9 protein-coding genes and 7 pseudogenes are annotated in these 16,143 nt (G+C 61.5%); 8 read left to right on the top strand and 8 right to left on the bottom strand.

From position 1 onward, the window contains the following. Positions 1-78: 78 nt before the first annotated feature. From NKH04_RS29765 to NKH04_RS29750, 4 genes and pseudogenes are all read right to left on the bottom strand, one after another. Positions 79-1,094: pseudogene (locus NKH04_RS29765) on the bottom strand (IS3 family transposase); the annotation flags it as partial. A 42-nt stretch (positions 1,095-1,136) separates the two neighbouring features. After that, positions 1,137-1,578 (bottom strand): annotated as a pseudogene (locus tag NKH04_RS29760) (type II toxin-antitoxin system VapC family toxin). Beyond that, on the bottom strand, positions 1,575-1,841 hold the full coding sequence (locus NKH04_RS29755) for a type II toxin-antitoxin system prevent-host-death family antitoxin (protein ID WP_031194946.1): 267 nt from the start codon (positions 1,839-1,841) through the stop codon (positions 1,575-1,577). Before NKH04_RS29755 ends, NKH04_RS29760 begins: the two are co-directional and overlap by 4 nt. Positions 1,842-1,922: 81 nt before the next feature. Further along, positions 1,923-2,972: a site-specific integrase gene (locus tag NKH04_RS29750; protein WP_353045410.1), complete on the bottom strand. Its 1,050-nt coding sequence runs from the start codon at positions 2,970-2,972 to the stop codon at positions 1,923-1,925. A 298-nt stretch (positions 2,973-3,270) separates the two neighbouring features. Here NKH04_RS29750 and NKH04_RS29745 point away from each other — a divergent pair. The 4 genes and pseudogenes from NKH04_RS29745 (at position 3,271) to NKH04_RS29730 (ending at position 7,462) form a co-directional block, all read left to right on the top strand. After that, a pseudogene (locus NKH04_RS29745) lies at positions 3,271-4,199 on the top strand (DUF1403 family protein). Positions 4,200-4,201: 2 nt separating this feature from the next. Next, positions 4,202-4,922, top strand: a pseudogene (gene scpB / locus NKH04_RS29740) (SMC-Scp complex subunit ScpB). A 260-nt stretch (positions 4,923-5,182) separates the two neighbouring features. Next, the gene (locus NKH04_RS29735) at positions 5,183-5,626 is read left to right on the top strand and encodes a hypothetical protein (RefSeq protein ID WP_353045408.1); all 444 of its coding nucleotides are present in this window, start codon (positions 5,183-5,185) and stop codon (positions 5,624-5,626) included. 78 nt (positions 5,627-5,704) lie between these two features. Continuing rightward, positions 5,705-7,462, top strand: coding sequence for an ImmA/IrrE family metallo-endopeptidase (locus NKH04_RS29730; RefSeq protein WP_353045407.1), 1,758 nt, complete (start codon positions 5,705-5,707; stop codon positions 7,460-7,462). Positions 7,463-7,732: 270 nt separating this feature from the next. Here the strand turns inward: NKH04_RS29730 and NKH04_RS29725 are convergent. Beyond that, a pseudogene (locus NKH04_RS29725) lies at positions 7,733-8,137 on the bottom strand (DUF7146 domain-containing protein); the annotation flags it as partial. 892 nt (positions 8,138-9,029) lie between these two features. Between NKH04_RS29725 and NKH04_RS29720 the strand changes: the two are divergent. Next, positions 9,030-10,514: an HNH endonuclease gene (locus tag NKH04_RS29720; protein WP_353045406.1), complete on the top strand. Its 1,485-nt coding sequence runs from the start codon at positions 9,030-9,032 to the stop codon at positions 10,512-10,514. Between the two features lie 142 nt (positions 10,515-10,656). Here NKH04_RS29720 and NKH04_RS29715 read toward each other — a convergent pair. The 3 genes and pseudogenes from NKH04_RS29715 to NKH04_RS33340 all read right to left on the bottom strand — a co-directional run. Further along, positions 10,657-10,805, bottom strand: a pseudogene (locus NKH04_RS29715) (DUF736 domain-containing protein); the annotation flags it as partial. A gap of 106 nt (positions 10,806-10,911) precedes the next feature. Beyond that, positions 10,912-11,238, bottom strand: a complete 327-nt coding sequence (locus NKH04_RS29710; protein WP_140554064.1) for a DUF736 domain-containing protein — start codon at positions 11,236-11,238, stop codon at positions 10,912-10,914. 552 nt (positions 11,239-11,790) lie between these two features. Further along, positions 11,791-12,074 (bottom strand): annotated as a pseudogene (locus NKH04_RS33340) (transposase); the annotation flags it as partial. A gap of 925 nt (positions 12,075-12,999) precedes the next feature. Here NKH04_RS33340 and NKH04_RS29700 point away from each other — a divergent pair. The 3 genes from NKH04_RS29700 to NKH04_RS29690 all read left to right on the top strand — a co-directional run bounded on the left by NKH04_RS29700 (position 13,000) and on the right by NKH04_RS29690 (position 16,115). After that, the gene (locus NKH04_RS29700; RefSeq protein ID WP_353045405.1) at positions 13,000-13,722 is read left to right on the top strand and encodes a helix-turn-helix transcriptional regulator; all 723 of its coding nucleotides are present in this window, start codon (positions 13,000-13,002) and stop codon (positions 13,720-13,722) included. 84 nt (positions 13,723-13,806) lie between these two features. Beyond that, a complete protein-coding gene (locus NKH04_RS29695; protein WP_353045404.1) occupies positions 13,807-14,478 on the top strand; it encodes an acyl-homoserine-lactone synthase in 672 nt (223 codons plus the stop codon). An 83-nt stretch (positions 14,479-14,561) separates the two neighbouring features. After that, complete coding sequence (locus tag NKH04_RS29690; protein ID WP_353045403.1) at positions 14,562-16,115, top strand: tyrosinase family protein; 1,554 nt, start codon at positions 14,562-14,564, stop codon at positions 16,113-16,115. Positions 16,116-16,143: the final 28 nt, after the last annotated feature.

The following is a 16,143-nucleotide window of genomic DNA, read 5'->3' as shown; positions in this document are numbered from 1 at the left end:
ATACCCCACGGGATCGCATCCAGATCAGCAAAACCTATTCACTTCAACGACATAGACAGATGGGTGTTATGAAACAGGATTGTAGTCGGCGCGCCACAGGGCGATGGCGACGCGTGCCTGAGCCAGCGAAGTAAACAGCGTCTCGTTGAGCAGTTCATCGCGTAGTCGGCCGTTGAAGCTCTCGATGAAGCCATTCTGCATCGGCTTGCCGGGCGCAATGTAATGCCATTCGACGCGGTTCTGATCCGCCCAGGAGAGGATGGCGTTCGAGGTGAACTCGCTGCCATTGTCGCTGACGATCATTCTCGGCCGGCCGCGCTCGGTGATGAGCCGGTCCAATTCGCGGGCAACCCGCATGCCCGAGAGAGACGTATCAATGATGAGTGCCAGGCACTCTCTCGTGCAGTCGTCGACGACGGCCAGGATGCGGAAGCGGCGCCCGTCTGTGAGCTGGTCCGATACGAAGTCGAGCGACCAGCGCTCGTCGGGCCTCAGCGGCACCACCATCGGCGCCCTGGTCCCGATCGCCCGTTTGCGGCCGCCACGGCGGCGAACGGCGAGCTTCTCCTCCCGATAGAGCCGGAACAGCTTCTTGTGGTTCACGACCAGGCCCTCCCGCCTCAGCATCACGAGAAGACGCCGGTAGCCGAACCGGCGACGCTCCTGCGCGATCGCCTTCATCCGCTCGCGAAGCTCGCGGTCGTTCGGCCTGCTGGTCTCGTAGCGAACCGTCATGCGGCAACAGCCGATGGCTTTACACGCCCGCCGTTCGCTCATCCCGAAGCCTTCCTTCAGGCGAGCGACAGCTTTCCGCTTGGCCGCGGGCGTCACCATTTCTTTCCCACAAGATCCTTCAATGCGGCATTGTCGAGCATGGCGTCGGCCAGAAGCCGCTTCAGCCGCGTGTTCTCGTCCTCCAGAGCCTTCAGTCGCCGAGCCTCGGAGACATCCATCCCGCCGAAGCGGGCCTTCCAGTTGTAAATCGAGGCGTCGCTGACCCCGTGCTTGCGGCACAGATCGGCAACCGATACCCCGGCCTCATGTTCCTTCAAAATTCCGATGATCTGCTCTTCAGAGAAGCGGCTACGTTTCATGTCCTGGTCCTCTCGATGGGCCAGAACGAACTTCAAACCGGATTAGATCAGAGGGGCAAGGTCATCACGCATCCACGAATCGAAGAGCTCTATTCCGAAGCCTTCGAAATCCTTCGGATTACGCGTTACCAGAGTGAGCCCTGGGCAATGGCTGTGGCTGCGATCAATCCGTCCATTGACGTCAGCACGCGGCCGCGGCGCTTCGCAAGACCAATCAGATCGCGCAGGCCAGGGCAACCGGCTCGTCGACGGGGAGGACTCTCTGCTCTAAAACGCTAAGGCAGGTCTCGGGCAAGCCATTCGGCCAGCGCCTCACGCTTCCGACCTCGCCCATGAGAGCAACGCCGCGCCGGATTTCGGCGATCGAGACCACGCTGATGAACGAGCGATCCTCGTCGAGCTTGTCCAGCCATTCCAGAACGCGTGCGTCCGGCGCCGGCCTTGTCACCTCGGACAGGATATTCGTGTCCAGCAGTAGCCTCACAGCGGCAGATCACGCGGTTCATCGCGTTGAGGCTCAAGGTCGAGTTCCGCGCCGCGTAGTGGCGACTCCAGCAGAAACTCCTCAAGCGTACCCTTGCGCACCGTCTTGCGTTGCCATTCCTCGGCGGAGACGACAACGAGGCTTGGCCTACCGTTGCGCGTAATCGTTTGCGGCGCCGCCTGCGCACGCTCGATGACTTCCCACAGCCGCGCCTTGGCCCGAGCGACGGTCCAGTTGGCATCCTCTTTTGGAGCAGACTGCATTCTGGCCTCCGTGACCATTGTGACTATCGTGACTACATAAAAATGACTTAGTGACCGTGACAGGGGAGGGGGGACTTTTTTCTAGAGCCCGGACGCCTTAGTGAGATTGACGCGAAAGCGATCGCGCCGACGCTGGTATTTACGCGTCATTTCCGCTGAGGCATGGCCGAGCTGCTTTTGCACATAGCGCTCATCGACTTCGGCTGAGGAGGCCAGGCCTGCGCGCAACGAATGGCCCGCGAACTTTTGCTGTCGTTCGCCTTCCGACAAGTCGCCGCGGACGCCGGTGGCCAGCGCGGCACGCTTGACCAAGCGGGCCACCTCCTGATCGTTCAATCGCTCCGCGCCGACTGCTTTGCCCTGTCCTGTGACACGCCGAAACGGCGGCCCGTGGGCAATGCGGGCCAGCTTGAGCCAGGTCTGCAGCGCAACCACGGGGCAGGTGGCGTCGGCGGAGCCGCGGCCGATTTCGACCTCGCGCCGGCCCGTCTTGCCACGTAAGGTTACCAGAGCGCCTTTGTCGAGAATCTCGACCCAGCCACGGCCGTCATCCGTCTGATCCCTGCCGACGTCGAGGCCGACAATTTCGGAGCGACGCAGGCCGCCCGCAAAGCCGAGAAGCAGCATGGCGCGGTCGCGCAAGCCGCGCAGGGTGCCCCGGTCGAGCGTCTGCAGCATGGCGATCAGGTCTTCGGGAAGTATGGCCTCCTTCTGCACAGACGGTTTTGCGTGGCTCTTACGGATGCCGGCGAGCACGGTGGCGATATGGCGGTCCTTTCGATCGAGCGGCTCGCCACGCTGCGTATAATTCCAGGCCAGGGAGGAGAGACGGCGCTCGATCGTCGCCACAGAGTTTGGTTTCTTGTCTCCTGTGACCTTTCCGGATGCACAGGCGGTGATGTAGAGGCCGACGGTCTGCGGATCAGGTGGCAACACCTCGAGATGCTGCCGGCGCGCCCAGGCGCAAAAATGCTTCCAGTCGGATGCGTAGGCGCGCCGCGTGTTGGCCGAGCTCGCCGCGTCCACATAATCACGCGCGCGATCGGCAAGACGCTCCAAGTGGGCCGGCAGGCCGGGTGCGGGCCGAAGGGCATGGAAAGGCGCCTCGTCCGACGCTTCGCCGCGGCCCATCTCGGTGCTGATGATGTCGACGACGTCGACTATGTCAGGCATATCGTCGGTGTTAGGCACAGCAAGCCCAGTCGACGGCTGCGTGGACGAAACCTCCTCTTCCGGCCTCCTGCTGTGGGACGGTCCGGAGGCTCGCCGGGCGCGATTTTTCGGCTCCTGCTCGACGAAACGGTCATTCCTCTAGAAACAGCAAAACGAATGATAATGCAACATTATCGTTCGTTATATCTGCGCGACAGGCTGTGCGTTTTGGCGCAAAATATAGCAAAAGTGCACCGGCTTTTTTACCCTCCAACTGATGATTCGCCTCGATCCCGCGACCGCCAGCATGTCTGCGCCACCCACCGTCCCGCCTTGGGCGCTAGCTGCCGGCGGCGCGCTGCATGAGGCCGACGCCGCCCTTTACGCCGGCGCTGCCATGGCTTCGCTCGACGTGCTCGCGCGAGCGCAACCTGCGTGGGCCGGCGCGTGGCGGCAGCGGCTGGCGCTCAACTGCGCCGCCGCCAGCATGCGGCTCGCCGGCCACGCCGAGGACGCGGCGGCCTTGCGCGACGCCTGGCACCGGCGCACGGTCGGCGTCGATCCCGGTCCCGCCGGCGCCGTCTTTGGCGCCTGGCGGCAACTGGCGCTACAGCCACCCGCTGCCACCCACGAAAGACTCGAAAAGATCGGACTCCACTGGGACGGCGCGGCTCTCGCCGACCTCTGCACCGAGATCGAGAAGCTGGCGGCGTCGCAGCGGCCGGCGCTGTTCGCGGCTGCGGCGATTGCCGCGCACGTTGTTACGACGCGGCCTGACTCCGAGCTGTTGGCCTGGTTCTGGCGCAAAGCCTGTGCTGGCCGCGGCCGCTTCCGCTCATCATGGCGCAGGCCTTTGGCCCGGCGTTTCGGTCCGAGGCCGGCGGCGGCAAGCGGATCCGTTCGGGAGAGAAGGATTTTGAGCGGGCGGTCTGCGTCGCGCTGGTTCATGCGGCGGCCGATGCCTGTCGGTTGGCCGGTGAGCTCTCGCGCCGCGCCGAGAAGCTCCTCGCCGTCGCGCCAAAACTACGCGCCAAGGGTGCCGGCGACGTGATTTTGTTGCTGCTGAATGAAGACGCGGTCTCAGGATCGCTGACGACGAAAAACCTGTCGCGTTTTGCCGCACGGCGCCTGTTCGAGCGGCTGCAGCAATTGGATGCCGCGCGCGAGCTCTCCGGCCGTCCCACCTTCCGGCTGTTTGGGCTCTAGCAATGAACGAAGCCTTCGCTCGCCGCAAGGCAAACGATCAGCCTGCCTTGCTGGACACTGAGCTCGAGCACTTGCCGGCCGAACTGCGCTGGCGTGAATGGGATGGACCGCGTCGAAGCTGTCATCTTTGCTGCGAGCGAACCCGTGCCACGCGAGGTGCTGGCGCGCGTCGTCGGCAAGAACTGCAATCTCGACCTGATCATCGACGACATCCGCGCAGAGCTCGCCAGCCGTCCCTACGAGCTGGTCTCGGTCGCCGGCGGCTGGCAGCACCGGACCAAGAAAGTCTTTGGCGACGCCATCCACGCCGCGTTCTGCACCGCGGCGGGCGAGGGGACAAAAGACCTGACACAATCGGAGGCGCTTGTGCTGATGTGCATTGCCTATTTCCAACCGATCACGCGTGGCGAACTGTCGTCCTTCTTCGGCAAGGAGGTCTCGCGCGATCTGATCGGCGTGCTGCGCGCGCAGGAGCTGATCGCCTCGGGGCCTCGCTCGCCGAAGCCGGGCGCGCCGTACACCTATGTGACGACGAAAACCTTCCTGTCGCAGTTCGGGCTCGACACGCTGCGCCAGCTGCCCGATTTCGAGGCGCTTGAGGACGCGGGGCTGCTGTCGAAGGAAAAGCTGCTGGCAGGCGATATTCCAACCGGGCTGGCGGGCGGGGACGGCGATTACGTGAAAGAGGCAGAGGACGATGTAGTTGAAGACCCACTGTCTTGAATGGTCGTTGCGGTAGCGCAACCGCAGTCCTTAAGCCTTGTCCTCAGTCCCGGGATAGTGGAATTGAAATCGCAGGCTGCTTGGCTTACTCAACTGGCCAGCGCTGCCAGCCGCTGGCGTTAGCAGATCGATCCAGGAGGCCGGTCGGTCCCTCCGACAAGAAAGCCCGCCCAAACCCCCAGGAACGCCCCCAAAAAGAGCAGGATTTTCCGCCGATTTGGTTGTAAGAACATTGGGGGAATTCTCGGGGGGCACCGATTATGAACATTCTCGTTCGCATTGTCATTGTTCTCATTGCCGCAACAATAGGCTTCACCGCATTATATTCACTGGCTCCAAGGAGCCCGTCCTTTGGGATGTTTGAAGGCCCCGAAGGACAGGGGATCCTCAGGCTAGTGCTTAGCTTTCTTGCGACCATTGTCGGCGTTATCTGCGGCAGCTTCTACCGTGAACTGCGCAAGCTTCAGAACGGGGGCGCCACGACCATACAGGACCCGCGCGCATTCATTATGGGCATGCTCCGTTCGGTCGACTTGTGGCTGGGACTAGTGGGTGCGCCGATCGTCTACGCCTTGCTTCTTCGTGCGACTGACGGAATGAGCCTGACGGGGCTGCTTGCCGTTGCCCTGGAAAATGGGTTCTGCTGCCTCATTGTGCTGAGTGGGGTCACCAGCAGGGTCGAACAGCAGAACAGAGTAGGCTAACGCAAACCGCAACCTCCGCTCGGATGAATAGTGGGTGAAGGTGCAACGACGATCGCTCGACCCGCAGCGGACCGCCACATGACCAACATGCAAGACGTCAAATCGTGGTCAGCCAGGCACTGGCGCCGCATATTCCTGGGAATGGCGGCATTTTTGGGTGTTGTCGCCCTGTGGTTCGGGGGCAATCCCAATCCCTGGAGCGACCCGGAACATCTCGCCAAAGTGGATGTCGAACTCGACCAGAACACCCGGGCCGATCTTGAGCGGGAACTCCGCACGCTCGCCCGTGTGGCCGGGATAACAGCGCCCGTTGCGCTCAATAAGCCATTTGATCCCGTCAAGCTGAATATTCATATCGTGCGCGGCGATCTTGACGGCCGCGACAAATTGCAGGACGGCGACGCCCGCTACGACGCGGGATGGGATGTGCTGTTGCTCAGCACTCGCGTGGTGCGGCCGATGGTGCCAGGACTGGAGTACGCAAACGTCCACCTATCGACGGACCCGCAAGAATCTCTGATTGCGCAAACGTGGTTCCAGTTCGTCGTCCTGCACGAGCTTGGCCACCGCACACTGCACCGATACGTGGCTGTGGCAAAGGACGTCGCCGAGCAGCAGGCCGACAAATTCGCCTTTGAACATCTTGCCGAGCTTCAGGTCGAGCAGGCCGGCAAGGGTGATGATCCAAATCTCTTTTCGCCACAGCTTATTGCGGGTCTTCCGCCGGCCGACAGGCGCATCGCTGTAACCGCATCTACACTCACGATGCTAAGCGTCGGCCTGCAGTTTTCCGATGTTGCGTTCTCGACATTCTTCTCAGACCCTGCGCACGATGCGTTTGTAAAACGCTTCGTGCCCTACCTGACGGAGCTGCTTCTGCGAACCACTACCTTCCAAGCGCGTACGATCGTGCAACTCGCACTTGCATACCTCGACCGTGTCCGCTTGACCGGTGAAAGCGTAGTTGCCGAAATTCACTTGAGCCGACCAATCGGCAAGCTTTTCTATGAGAATGGACAAGTGATTGTCGTTGCCGATGACAAGGAGCTCAATTGGGCAAGGATCGACCTTCCGTCACCCCCCTATAAGACAAGCGCCGAGGGCACCGGCCCAGCCGTGATAGACGTCGCCAGCTGGACAAAAGGCAATCCTCCTGCGCCGGCTGAAGCCGAGCCTTCACACGAGCCTCCCGATCCTCAGGAACTGACTCGCATGCTGATGGAAACCTCTGGTAAGGCCCCTGCGGGCGTCGAATTTCCGCGGTGCGACGACGTCCAGTCCGTGCCTGCCGAGGGGTCCTCTCTCCTGCTTGGCTTCTATTGCAATTTCGGACTGTTCGGGGCGCGTTATGACACAAATGCGAAAACGCTGAGCGGCTTGCACCAATTTAACTGGACGCAAAAATTCCTTGAGCAGCCGGGGGCGGTGTTTCCCGCCAATGGCGATGCCTCGAAGGGATGGTTGGTCATCGATACCGCCAGTGACGGCAAGCACGATCAAGAATTTGCCCTCAAGCTTTACGAGCTTGGGCAGTCGCCTCCCAAACTCGTGAACGAGGAGCCGCTTGTAGCCGACACCATCCCGAACGGCACCAGTGCACTGGACTGGTTCCGGATTTCGCACCCGCCAGTGCTAAGTTGCGATCGGTTGTCGGCCAATCTGATCACTTGTCTCGACTATATCGACGCTCGGTTTTTCTTCGACGTTGAGCATGGGGTCACGTTGGCTGTGGTCTATCCTGCCTCCGCCTATATTGCGGGTGCCGGTGAGGGCCGCTTTATCTTCTATGTCCCTGGCGGATATCACGTGTTCCTGATCCAGCTGGGTGTACGGTAGCTATCCCTGCGGCATTCTCCGGTGTGGCCGCGCCGGGACGGATAGATACGACCGCGACCCAGCTTCAAGCCATCGCCGGCGAGACGCTGGACCTGTTCGCCATCGGTGTTGCGGTGGTAGCAAGCCATTGTAATAAAAAATAAATTCTCTCTAGAACATTTGGCATCTATCGGCACGTAGAGTTTTGGCGGTGGCGGGCTGCCTGACGGACCTGGGCCATATTGCTCCGACCAATTTTTCAATGTACCTTCACAGCCAATGAGGCGGTACCGAGAGCGCGGCGACGATTGGCAGGGTAGGAAGAACGCATCTGAGCGACAGCATGGTCTCGATGCCCTCGCCGGCCGCCATGACTTCACCCGTCATGCCAAATCGAACCGCGTGGCCCAGAAGATCACCAACGCCCGCCTGGAGCTGTCGATCGGCGCCTTGCCGAGCATCTGCCCGGTGAAGCCGCCGGGATCGAGCCAGGTGCGGTGCACCCCGGTCCGACGGCCTGCGAGACCGGTGACGGAAGCGATCATCGCGGGCCAGGTCGCAGTCGGGCCGTGACCGTCCGGCCCCCTCAACGACTCCCTTAGCCGGACAAACATTGAGCAGCCAGGATTGTTGCGGACATCGCCCATAAGCCAATAGCCGCCCTCCCGTCGGCCGCAGGAGGTAATGGTGGCACACGGCCTCGGCTTGCTGTCCAAGGCGTTGTGCACGTTATCGGCCATGATGGCCCTCGAAAGAAAAAGGCCCGCCGTCTCCGGCAGGCCTGTTGCGCTTCACAGCTATTCGGCCGCGATCATCGGCTCGCCAGCGGCGTCATTGTGAACGGTCGGCCCGTCTTTGTCTTCCAGCAGTTCTACGCTGGGCTGCCCTGAAATATCTTCGGCCGCCGGCGCCTGGCTGTGCCCCGAGACACGGTCGGGCGTGCGAACCCCCTGGGGCAGCCAGCAGCGTTTCTGTCTCGGCCGCCATATCGCCTTTTCAGATGCTCGATCCGATCGGCGGCACGCTGGCCGTTCGCTTGAGCCGCTGCCTGTAGGATTCGGGCCTTTGTCACTCGGCCGAGGAAATTGCCCACGGCAGGTTTCCACCGGCGGCCGCCATGTCGAGGTCGACTGCCTGCGCGACGCCGCGAATGCCCGCGGCCGCCGGTTCCAGGGTTCGTACGCGGCGTTCACCGCGAGGCTGACGATGTGGGCGAACAGGGACGACTGGCTGTCGTCGTCCCAGTTCTGCAGCGCATCCCAGAGTTCGGCGGATCCCTTGGGAAGTGCCTCTGCCCAGCTGTCGTGACGTGCACGGGCCGTCTCGGCTGACGCGCTGCTGTTGAGCCCCGGCGTCCGCTCCGCCTGTGCACGGCGGCATAGAAGTCGGACAGGGAAAGTTAGCGCTCGTCAGCGGGCCTCGAAAACCATTCGGAGGCCACACGGCTTTTCCGCTCGCCGCGGCTCACATCCCCCTTATACCCGCCAGCGCGTTGCGGGGGGCGAGCGGTAACCTGCGCGTGCGGGCCTGCCATTGCCTGTCGGCCGAATTTCGGTAATGTCATGCAAAATCCCTGATGTAGGATAAAATGGCGGAAATCCAGAATACTCTAGCCGCCGAGCAGGTGCGCTCGGCGCGCGCACTCCTGCAATGGTCGCAAGGCGACCTGGCAAAGGCGGCCGGCGTCGCGGTCTCGACCATAGCCGATTTCGAAAAGGGCCAGCGGGTTCCGATTGTCAACAATCTCAGCGCCATGCGCGGCGCTCTGGAGGCTGCGGGCGTGCGCTTCAGCCCAGGCGGCGCGTCGCTCTTGCAGCAGCTTAGCCTCTTTCTCATGAGTGAGGCCACGGGGGCCGAATTGCAGGTTGGCTACACGGAGGAGGCATTCACCGCGGTGGGGGTATTGCTTTCCGTCTTCGGCAAGGTCGAGGGCGAGAAGGCGTTTATCGAACCTGTGCAGATGGCAACAGCCGCTCTCAAGCAGGATCTGGAGCGGCTTGTAGTCAAGCATAGCGCGACGGTGCCTCAACTTCACCAACTGAAGAAATTCGTTTACGTCCTGCGCGACGACGAATTTTTCCTCGTGCTTCCCGACAGGGCCGACACGACGGCTGAACAGCTTGAGCGCGAACGGCTTGTCTATCGCCTGAACCATCCCAACGAGCCGCACGAGCCTGGCGGCGCGCGCGATCTGTTTGGGCTCTTGTTTACTCGCTACGACATGTCCTCGCCGCGAACCGACAGGCCAACTGTGATCGGAAAGGCGCCTCGCGCCCGTTTGAAATGCCGCTTCTGCGGCCGGACGGCGGCAGACGGCGCGACCTTCAAAAGTGCCGCCCATGCAATCCCGACCGCCTTGGGCAATGATCATTTGAAGCTCGCCAACGAATGTGACGAATGCAACAATTTCTTCGGACGGCAGACCGAGCCCTCGCTGGTAGCGATGCTCGATATTCAGCGCGCCTTCCTCGGCACCCAAGGGCGGGGAAAGAAGGACGGCCGTCCGGAACTGCAATTCGCTGAAGGCAAGGTCTTCCACGATGGCCAGAAGCTGACCGTTGCGTCGAAGGAAGTGGCGCGGGACGAGACGACGGGGACGATCTCGGTCCAGCTCGGCAAAGGCTCGCCTATGGTTCCGATCGCGGCGTATAAGGCGCTGGTCAAGATCGTGCTCTCGGTCATCGATGCCAGGGAGCTTCCGCACCTGAGGCGGACCATCGAGTGGCTGCGCTATGGCCGGCATCACGGCCAGATCCTCCCGACCGTAGCAGCCAGCATCGTCGACTTTTCGCCCAATCCATCCGCGCAGATCGCTGTCTATCGCCGGAAGGACGAGGCGTCACGGCTGCCGCACGTCATCGGCGAGTTCCGATTGGGCTGCTTCATCTACGTTTTCGCTGTGCCGCTGTCGGACCGGGACTCATGGGATCTTATCGGGTTTTTCGATGACGCGCTGTTTCGCGACACCTTTAAGCATTACGCGCTTGTTGCAAACTGGTCGCAGCACGATTTGAATGGGCAGGCGAAGATATTCCTGGCACCGCGGATCAACTTTGTGCCGCGAAAGCCCTAAGCGTCGAAATCCCGAAATTTCTGCATACCGATGCGGCACCCTCGGCGCGCGAGCGGTCCATGGGTCGGTCCGACTCCTTGACGCTTCAGGGCCCGCCTGGTCGGCGGGGCCCTTTGGCCGCTTCAGTCGGCGCGCCGGACCGATTGGCGCAGATCGGTGCGGTGAAGCTCGGGTCGTCGAGCTTCAGCCCGAGGTAATCGCGGCCGTCGTTGGAGCGCTTGGACCAGGCGGCGCCGATCTCAGCGCGGCAACGAGGACGCGGTGGCTGGGCGCGTTTTCTCCATTGGCCCGCTCGTGCCTCACATGAGGGATCACTCGTCAAGCTGTGGCTCTGAGCTGCTGAGTGGCCGGTTTCTGGAGGACGCCCCGCTGGGTGCGAGGCGTCCTGACAGGGTGCTCAGTCGCCGTTGCGGCGGTTCGGACGTGACCAGATGAGGCTGTAGCCCTGACCGTCCTCACCCTCGACGAGGTTCGCGTAGATCGGGGCAGTGAAGCTGGGATCATCGAGCTTGAGACCCAGGTAGCTGCGACCCTCGTTAGACTGCTTGGACCAGGCGGCCCCGATTTCGATCCGACCGACAAAGACCCGGTGGCTGGGAGCGTTTTCGCCGCTGGAGCGCGTATCGGGAACGATACGGACCTTCTTGGCCTGGAGGGAGAGGGTGACGATCTCACCGCTGAACTCGTTGTTATCCGATTGCTGGAAGTTGCCGATGGTAGCCATTGTCGTTCTCCTGACTGGTTGCCGAAGCCGCCCTGTGCGGCCTCGATAGCGGTCGTGAGGCGACGATCGGGCCGACTGCATCCTATGGACCGCAGCGTGAGCGGAGGACGGCGGCAGCCGAGCTTGTTGTCCCGCGAGGAATGCGGCAAAGCCGCAGGGGAAGAAGGTCGGCGAAGCCGTTGCAGGCAGAGGCCCGACCGGCGCCAGACCAGCCAGTAGAGAGGCCGTACAGGGAGGATTCCAGCATCAGTCCCACGAGAACGATGCTGGCCATTGGCCCTTCAGCCATGCATCGGCACAAGCAGCGCGATCCCTACCGCCACATGAACCTGAGGTCTGAGCCCGTTTCCTGATCCGCGCGTTTGCACGTATCAACCTCACATCCGGTCGCCGCTCGAGCGGCTGCACCATAATCCCGCCTGCGGCGGCAAGGGCTCAGGAGGACGAGACCAGTCTCGATGACGGCGTCAAAGCCATGCCGCAATGCGGTCGTCCACCCTGGTTCCGGCGGGGCTGATCAGGCCCTGGCCGAACTGAAATGCGATCAAATCGTCATGGTCTGACAAACGCTCCTTCGATCACCACGCCGGCGCTGACGTATTTCCATAGAGCCACCACCAGCTTGCGGGCCAATGCGGTGATCATCACCTTTTTGAAGCGTCCGCCATTTTGGGCGACTCGTTCGTTGAACCAGCGGCTGAGCGCTGAGGCGGGCTGGTGCCGCAACCAGAGCCACGCCATTTCCAGCAGCGTCGATCGCAGGCGCGGATTTCCGGATTTTCGATCCCCTGTTCCCGGTCGATCGACCCGCTTTGCCATGGCGCATCAAGGCCGGCCTCTTGAATGATGACGAACGGATAGTCTCGGCCGGTTCGGTCACGAGCCTTTTGCTTCAAAAGAGTGAGGCGGCCAAGAAGCCCAGCAATATCCCCGCCGGGGATGGAATGGCGCGATAGCTTCTCGCCAGCTCCCGGTGAGATGGAGGTGATCAACCAGGTCTTCTTGCTCAACTCCACCGACACGAAGATCGCATCAAGCTCCCTGTGCGCCGCATTTTCTTGAATACCGTCCTGCGTCATCTCCTGCTCCTTTCCGCAACGGCCAACAATGCCTGCTGCATCAGAGCAGGTCGTAGCCATTACTCATAGGATCTCGATGGCGATCGGAGGGACCATGGTGGTCGGCCCGCGCACCCCTTGGGGCCAGGACAGCAAAGGAGGGCTTTCTTGCCTCGCGAGGAATGGCGGCCTTAGCCGGCAGGGGAAGAAAGTTCGACGCCGGCCGTTGCGCCGGGCGATCGAGGCGTCAGCCGGACTTGGTCTAGCGGGCCATTTCAGAGGCCGCAGGAGCACGGAGGGACCGACGAGGCATCTCGTGACCTCGAGACGCCAGCACATCGATGCCAACGGGCAGAACCAAGTGGGTTGGCTTGACGGTCGTCGATATCCCGCTGCAGCGTGACGCAAAGCAGTACTCGATCTGTTTCGAAGTCGATGCGCAACAAAGTCGATCAACCTGTCCATGAGAAAACCGTGGCAGTGCCTCATGGGAAAGTTCGAAGGGCTGAGGGATTTCGCTGACGATCGCGCGATTGCTTTGAAGGCAATGCGCAGGCGGATCGGCGCTCAGCAAATGGTCCTCTCCATGTCGAATTGCCCGTCTGGCATTGTAAATGCGGCGTCACTGGGCAGGACACGATTGCGATATTCGTGACTTCTAATTTGCGCTATACTGAATATCCCATCGAGTAGGTGCTCCAAGATGATAGATTCAGAAGTATTTGAGTTCGTCGAGCGCTGCAACAAACACACCGCGACCGGGCCGCTGCTCGGCGACCTTCTGGAGACCGTCAAGAGCCTCGGCTTCGAGCACCTCATTCTCAGCGGGGTTCCGCTCGGAGGCCAGAAGCTTGCTCCGATGGTCGAGCTGAATGGCTGGCCGCCGGGCTGGTTCGAGCGCTATGTCGAGGCCGAGCATGCGGCGGTCGACGGCGTGTGCATCTACTCCGCCAAAACATTGAAGCCCTTCCTGTGGGCCGACGTTCCAGCGAAATGGACAGAGACCGAGGGCTCGCGGCGGGTGGCGGGCGAGGCGAGCGAGTTCGGCATCTGCAGCGGCTTTGCCGTGCCGATGCTCAGTGTCCACCATTGGCAGTCTGTTCTGTCTTTCGCCTCATCGCAAAAGACTTGCAAGCTTTCGCAGCGCCAGCAGGTGCAGTTGGTGACAATGGCGGTCTATGCCGGCATGTCGATCCAGGCACTGACTGACACCGATGGGGAGGCTGACGGCATCCTGTCGGACCGCGAAAAGGAGGTGCTGTTGTGGGCGGCCGCCGGGAAGACATCGTCCGAAACGTCCCAGATCCTGGGGCTGACCGAGCGAACCGTGAAATGGCACGCGACCAGGGCCCGCGAGGCGTTCGGCGTCGCCACGACCACCCAGGCCGTGATTGAGGCCGTCCGCCGGCGCTTGATCCATCCTTGAGCTTGTCAACTGTCCGATCGGACAGGTGACGTATTTTAGCAACGCTGCAATCATCGTCGGCAAGAACGATCGGGGGATCGCACGATGATTGCGGCACATGTCATCAATGCGCACAACAAGCATCTCTACCAAGACGAATTCGAAGAGTTCCTGCGCCGGCGGCACGATTTCTTTGTGCATCAAAAAGGCTGGCGCCCTCCAAGCCCGGACGGCCGCGAGCTGGACCAGTTCGACACCGACGCCGCCACCTACCTGCTTGGCATGGAAGATGGCCGCGTCGTGACCTCGGCTCGATTGATTCCAACGAGCGAGCCGCACATGGTCTCGGAGGTTTTTCCTCATCTGTGCGAGACCACGGGTGTTCCCAGGCGCCCCGATTGGGCTGAATGGACCCGAACCTTCGTCGTCCCCGACAAACGTTCGACCAGCTTGCGCGGAACGCTGACGCAGCTTTGCTGTGCTGTCATGGAATATGCGCTCGACGAAGGCTTGAGCGCGGTCGGCGGTGTCCAGGAAACCTACTTTATGCCCCACCATGGCGCGCTGAAATGGCGGGCCGTGCCCTTGGGCATGGCAAGGGAACAGGACGGCGAATGGTATATCGTCGCCTATATCGACGTGACCGAGACCGCACTTAAAAGTGTGCGCAAGATCCTCGACATCGATCACTCGCTCCTCGTCCGCCGCGGGAAGCAATTGCCCTTCTTGAAAGCATCTGAGACGCATTCTCCGCATCGAGCCAACAAGGAGGCCTGAGCGCCGCGAGGCGCGAAGGCGGTGCCGGGCTGACCGGGGACGGAGATTGTCGGAAGCATTCGCCCGAAGGAGGTATCACGACGATGGCACTCAGGATCCGCCGCTCGCTTGAGGCAATTCAGGACGAGTACGCTGCCGGGAACACAAAGACCCTCGACGCGCTGATGCGCGCCTGGAAGGGGATAAAGGATCTGCCGCCGGACGACCCGAATTCGTTTTTCATGATTGGCGGATTTCACGGCGAGCCTTTCCGTGGAGCCGGATGGGGAAGCTCGGCTTACTGGGGCGGCTATTGCAACCACGGCAATGTGCTCTTTCCGACGTGGCACAGGGCCTACCTGATGCGGATCGAAGATGCCCTTCGAAGCATCCCGGGCTGCGAGGACGTCACACTGCCTTTCTGGGACGAAACCAGCGAGGCTTCATTGGCCGCGGGCATCCCTTGGGCCTTGACCAACGAGGCCTACAAACTGGATGGCAAGACGATCCCCAACCCGCTCAAGTCGTTTGTCTTTCCCCGCAATATTTTCGACCGCCTCAGCTCCATTCCAGATGCCGACTACAGCAAGCCGAAAGGATACGAAACTGTTCGCTATCCGCTATCGGGGCTGGTGGGGACCGATGCCGACAAAGCCGCGACCGCCGCCCACAATGCGCAGTACACCGACAAGGCTAGAAACGCCGACCTGCTCAATGCAAACGTCGTCAACTGGCTGACCTCGACGATCATCATCGATGGCAAGCCGCTGCCTGGAAACAGCGTTTTGACAAAATACGCCCGCTGCCTGGACGCTCCGAACTACACCGTGTTCTCCAACACGACGTCGCAGACGGAATGGCGTGACGTGAAGGGTGAACAGGTCGTTTCGCTGGAAAGCCCACACAACTCGATCCATCTGGCAGTCGGCGGCTTTGACCTCCCGAACAACCAGGTTTTCTCCCCGATATCGGGAGCCAACGGAGACATGGGGGAGAATGATACGGCCGGCCTCGATCCGATCTTCTTCTTCCATCACTGCTTTGTCGATCGCATGTTCTGGCTGTGGCAGCAGAAGCATATGGCGACCGACCACCTTGAAATCATCCCGCAATATCCGGGCACGAACTCAGTCGACTCGCAAGGCCCCGCGCCTGGCATCACGCCCAATTCATGGCTGACCCTGGAATCCCCGCTTGATCCATTTCGACTGACTGATGCAGGCAAGGAGCGCCCTTACACTTCGCTCGACTGCATCAACATAGAAAAGCAAATGGGATATACCTATGGCGAGGGTTCAATCCCGTCATTGCCCGCGGCGTTCGATGGCGCTCAGATGAGTACGCGCGAGATCAAAGTTGGCGGCATCAACCGGGCGCGCATTCCAGGGTCGTTTCTGGTCTCTGCCTTCCTGACCGTCAATGGAGAACGCCACCATGTCGGCACGGAGGCCATCCTGAGCCGCTGGCATGTCGATGGATGTGCGAACTGCCAGGCCCATGTCGAGGCGAAGGCTTTCATGAGCCTCCATTCATTTGCGGCTTCGACGGTCCAAAATGCCCAGTTTGAAATCGAGGTGCGCACCCGCGATGGGTTCCTGAAGGGCCCACCGGCAGCGCCTGCCAGCGGCGGCAAGGCGTTCACTTTCGAGGTCCGCTGAGACTTGAGGTAAAAGCGCTTTTAACGGA

The sequence above is a fragment of the Mesorhizobium sp. M1365 genome, from assembly GCF_040317865.1.
Taxonomy (GTDB): Bacteria; Pseudomonadota; Alphaproteobacteria; order Rhizobiales; family Rhizobiaceae; genus Mesorhizobium.
This window is presented reverse-complemented; position numbering and strand designations above follow the sequence as displayed.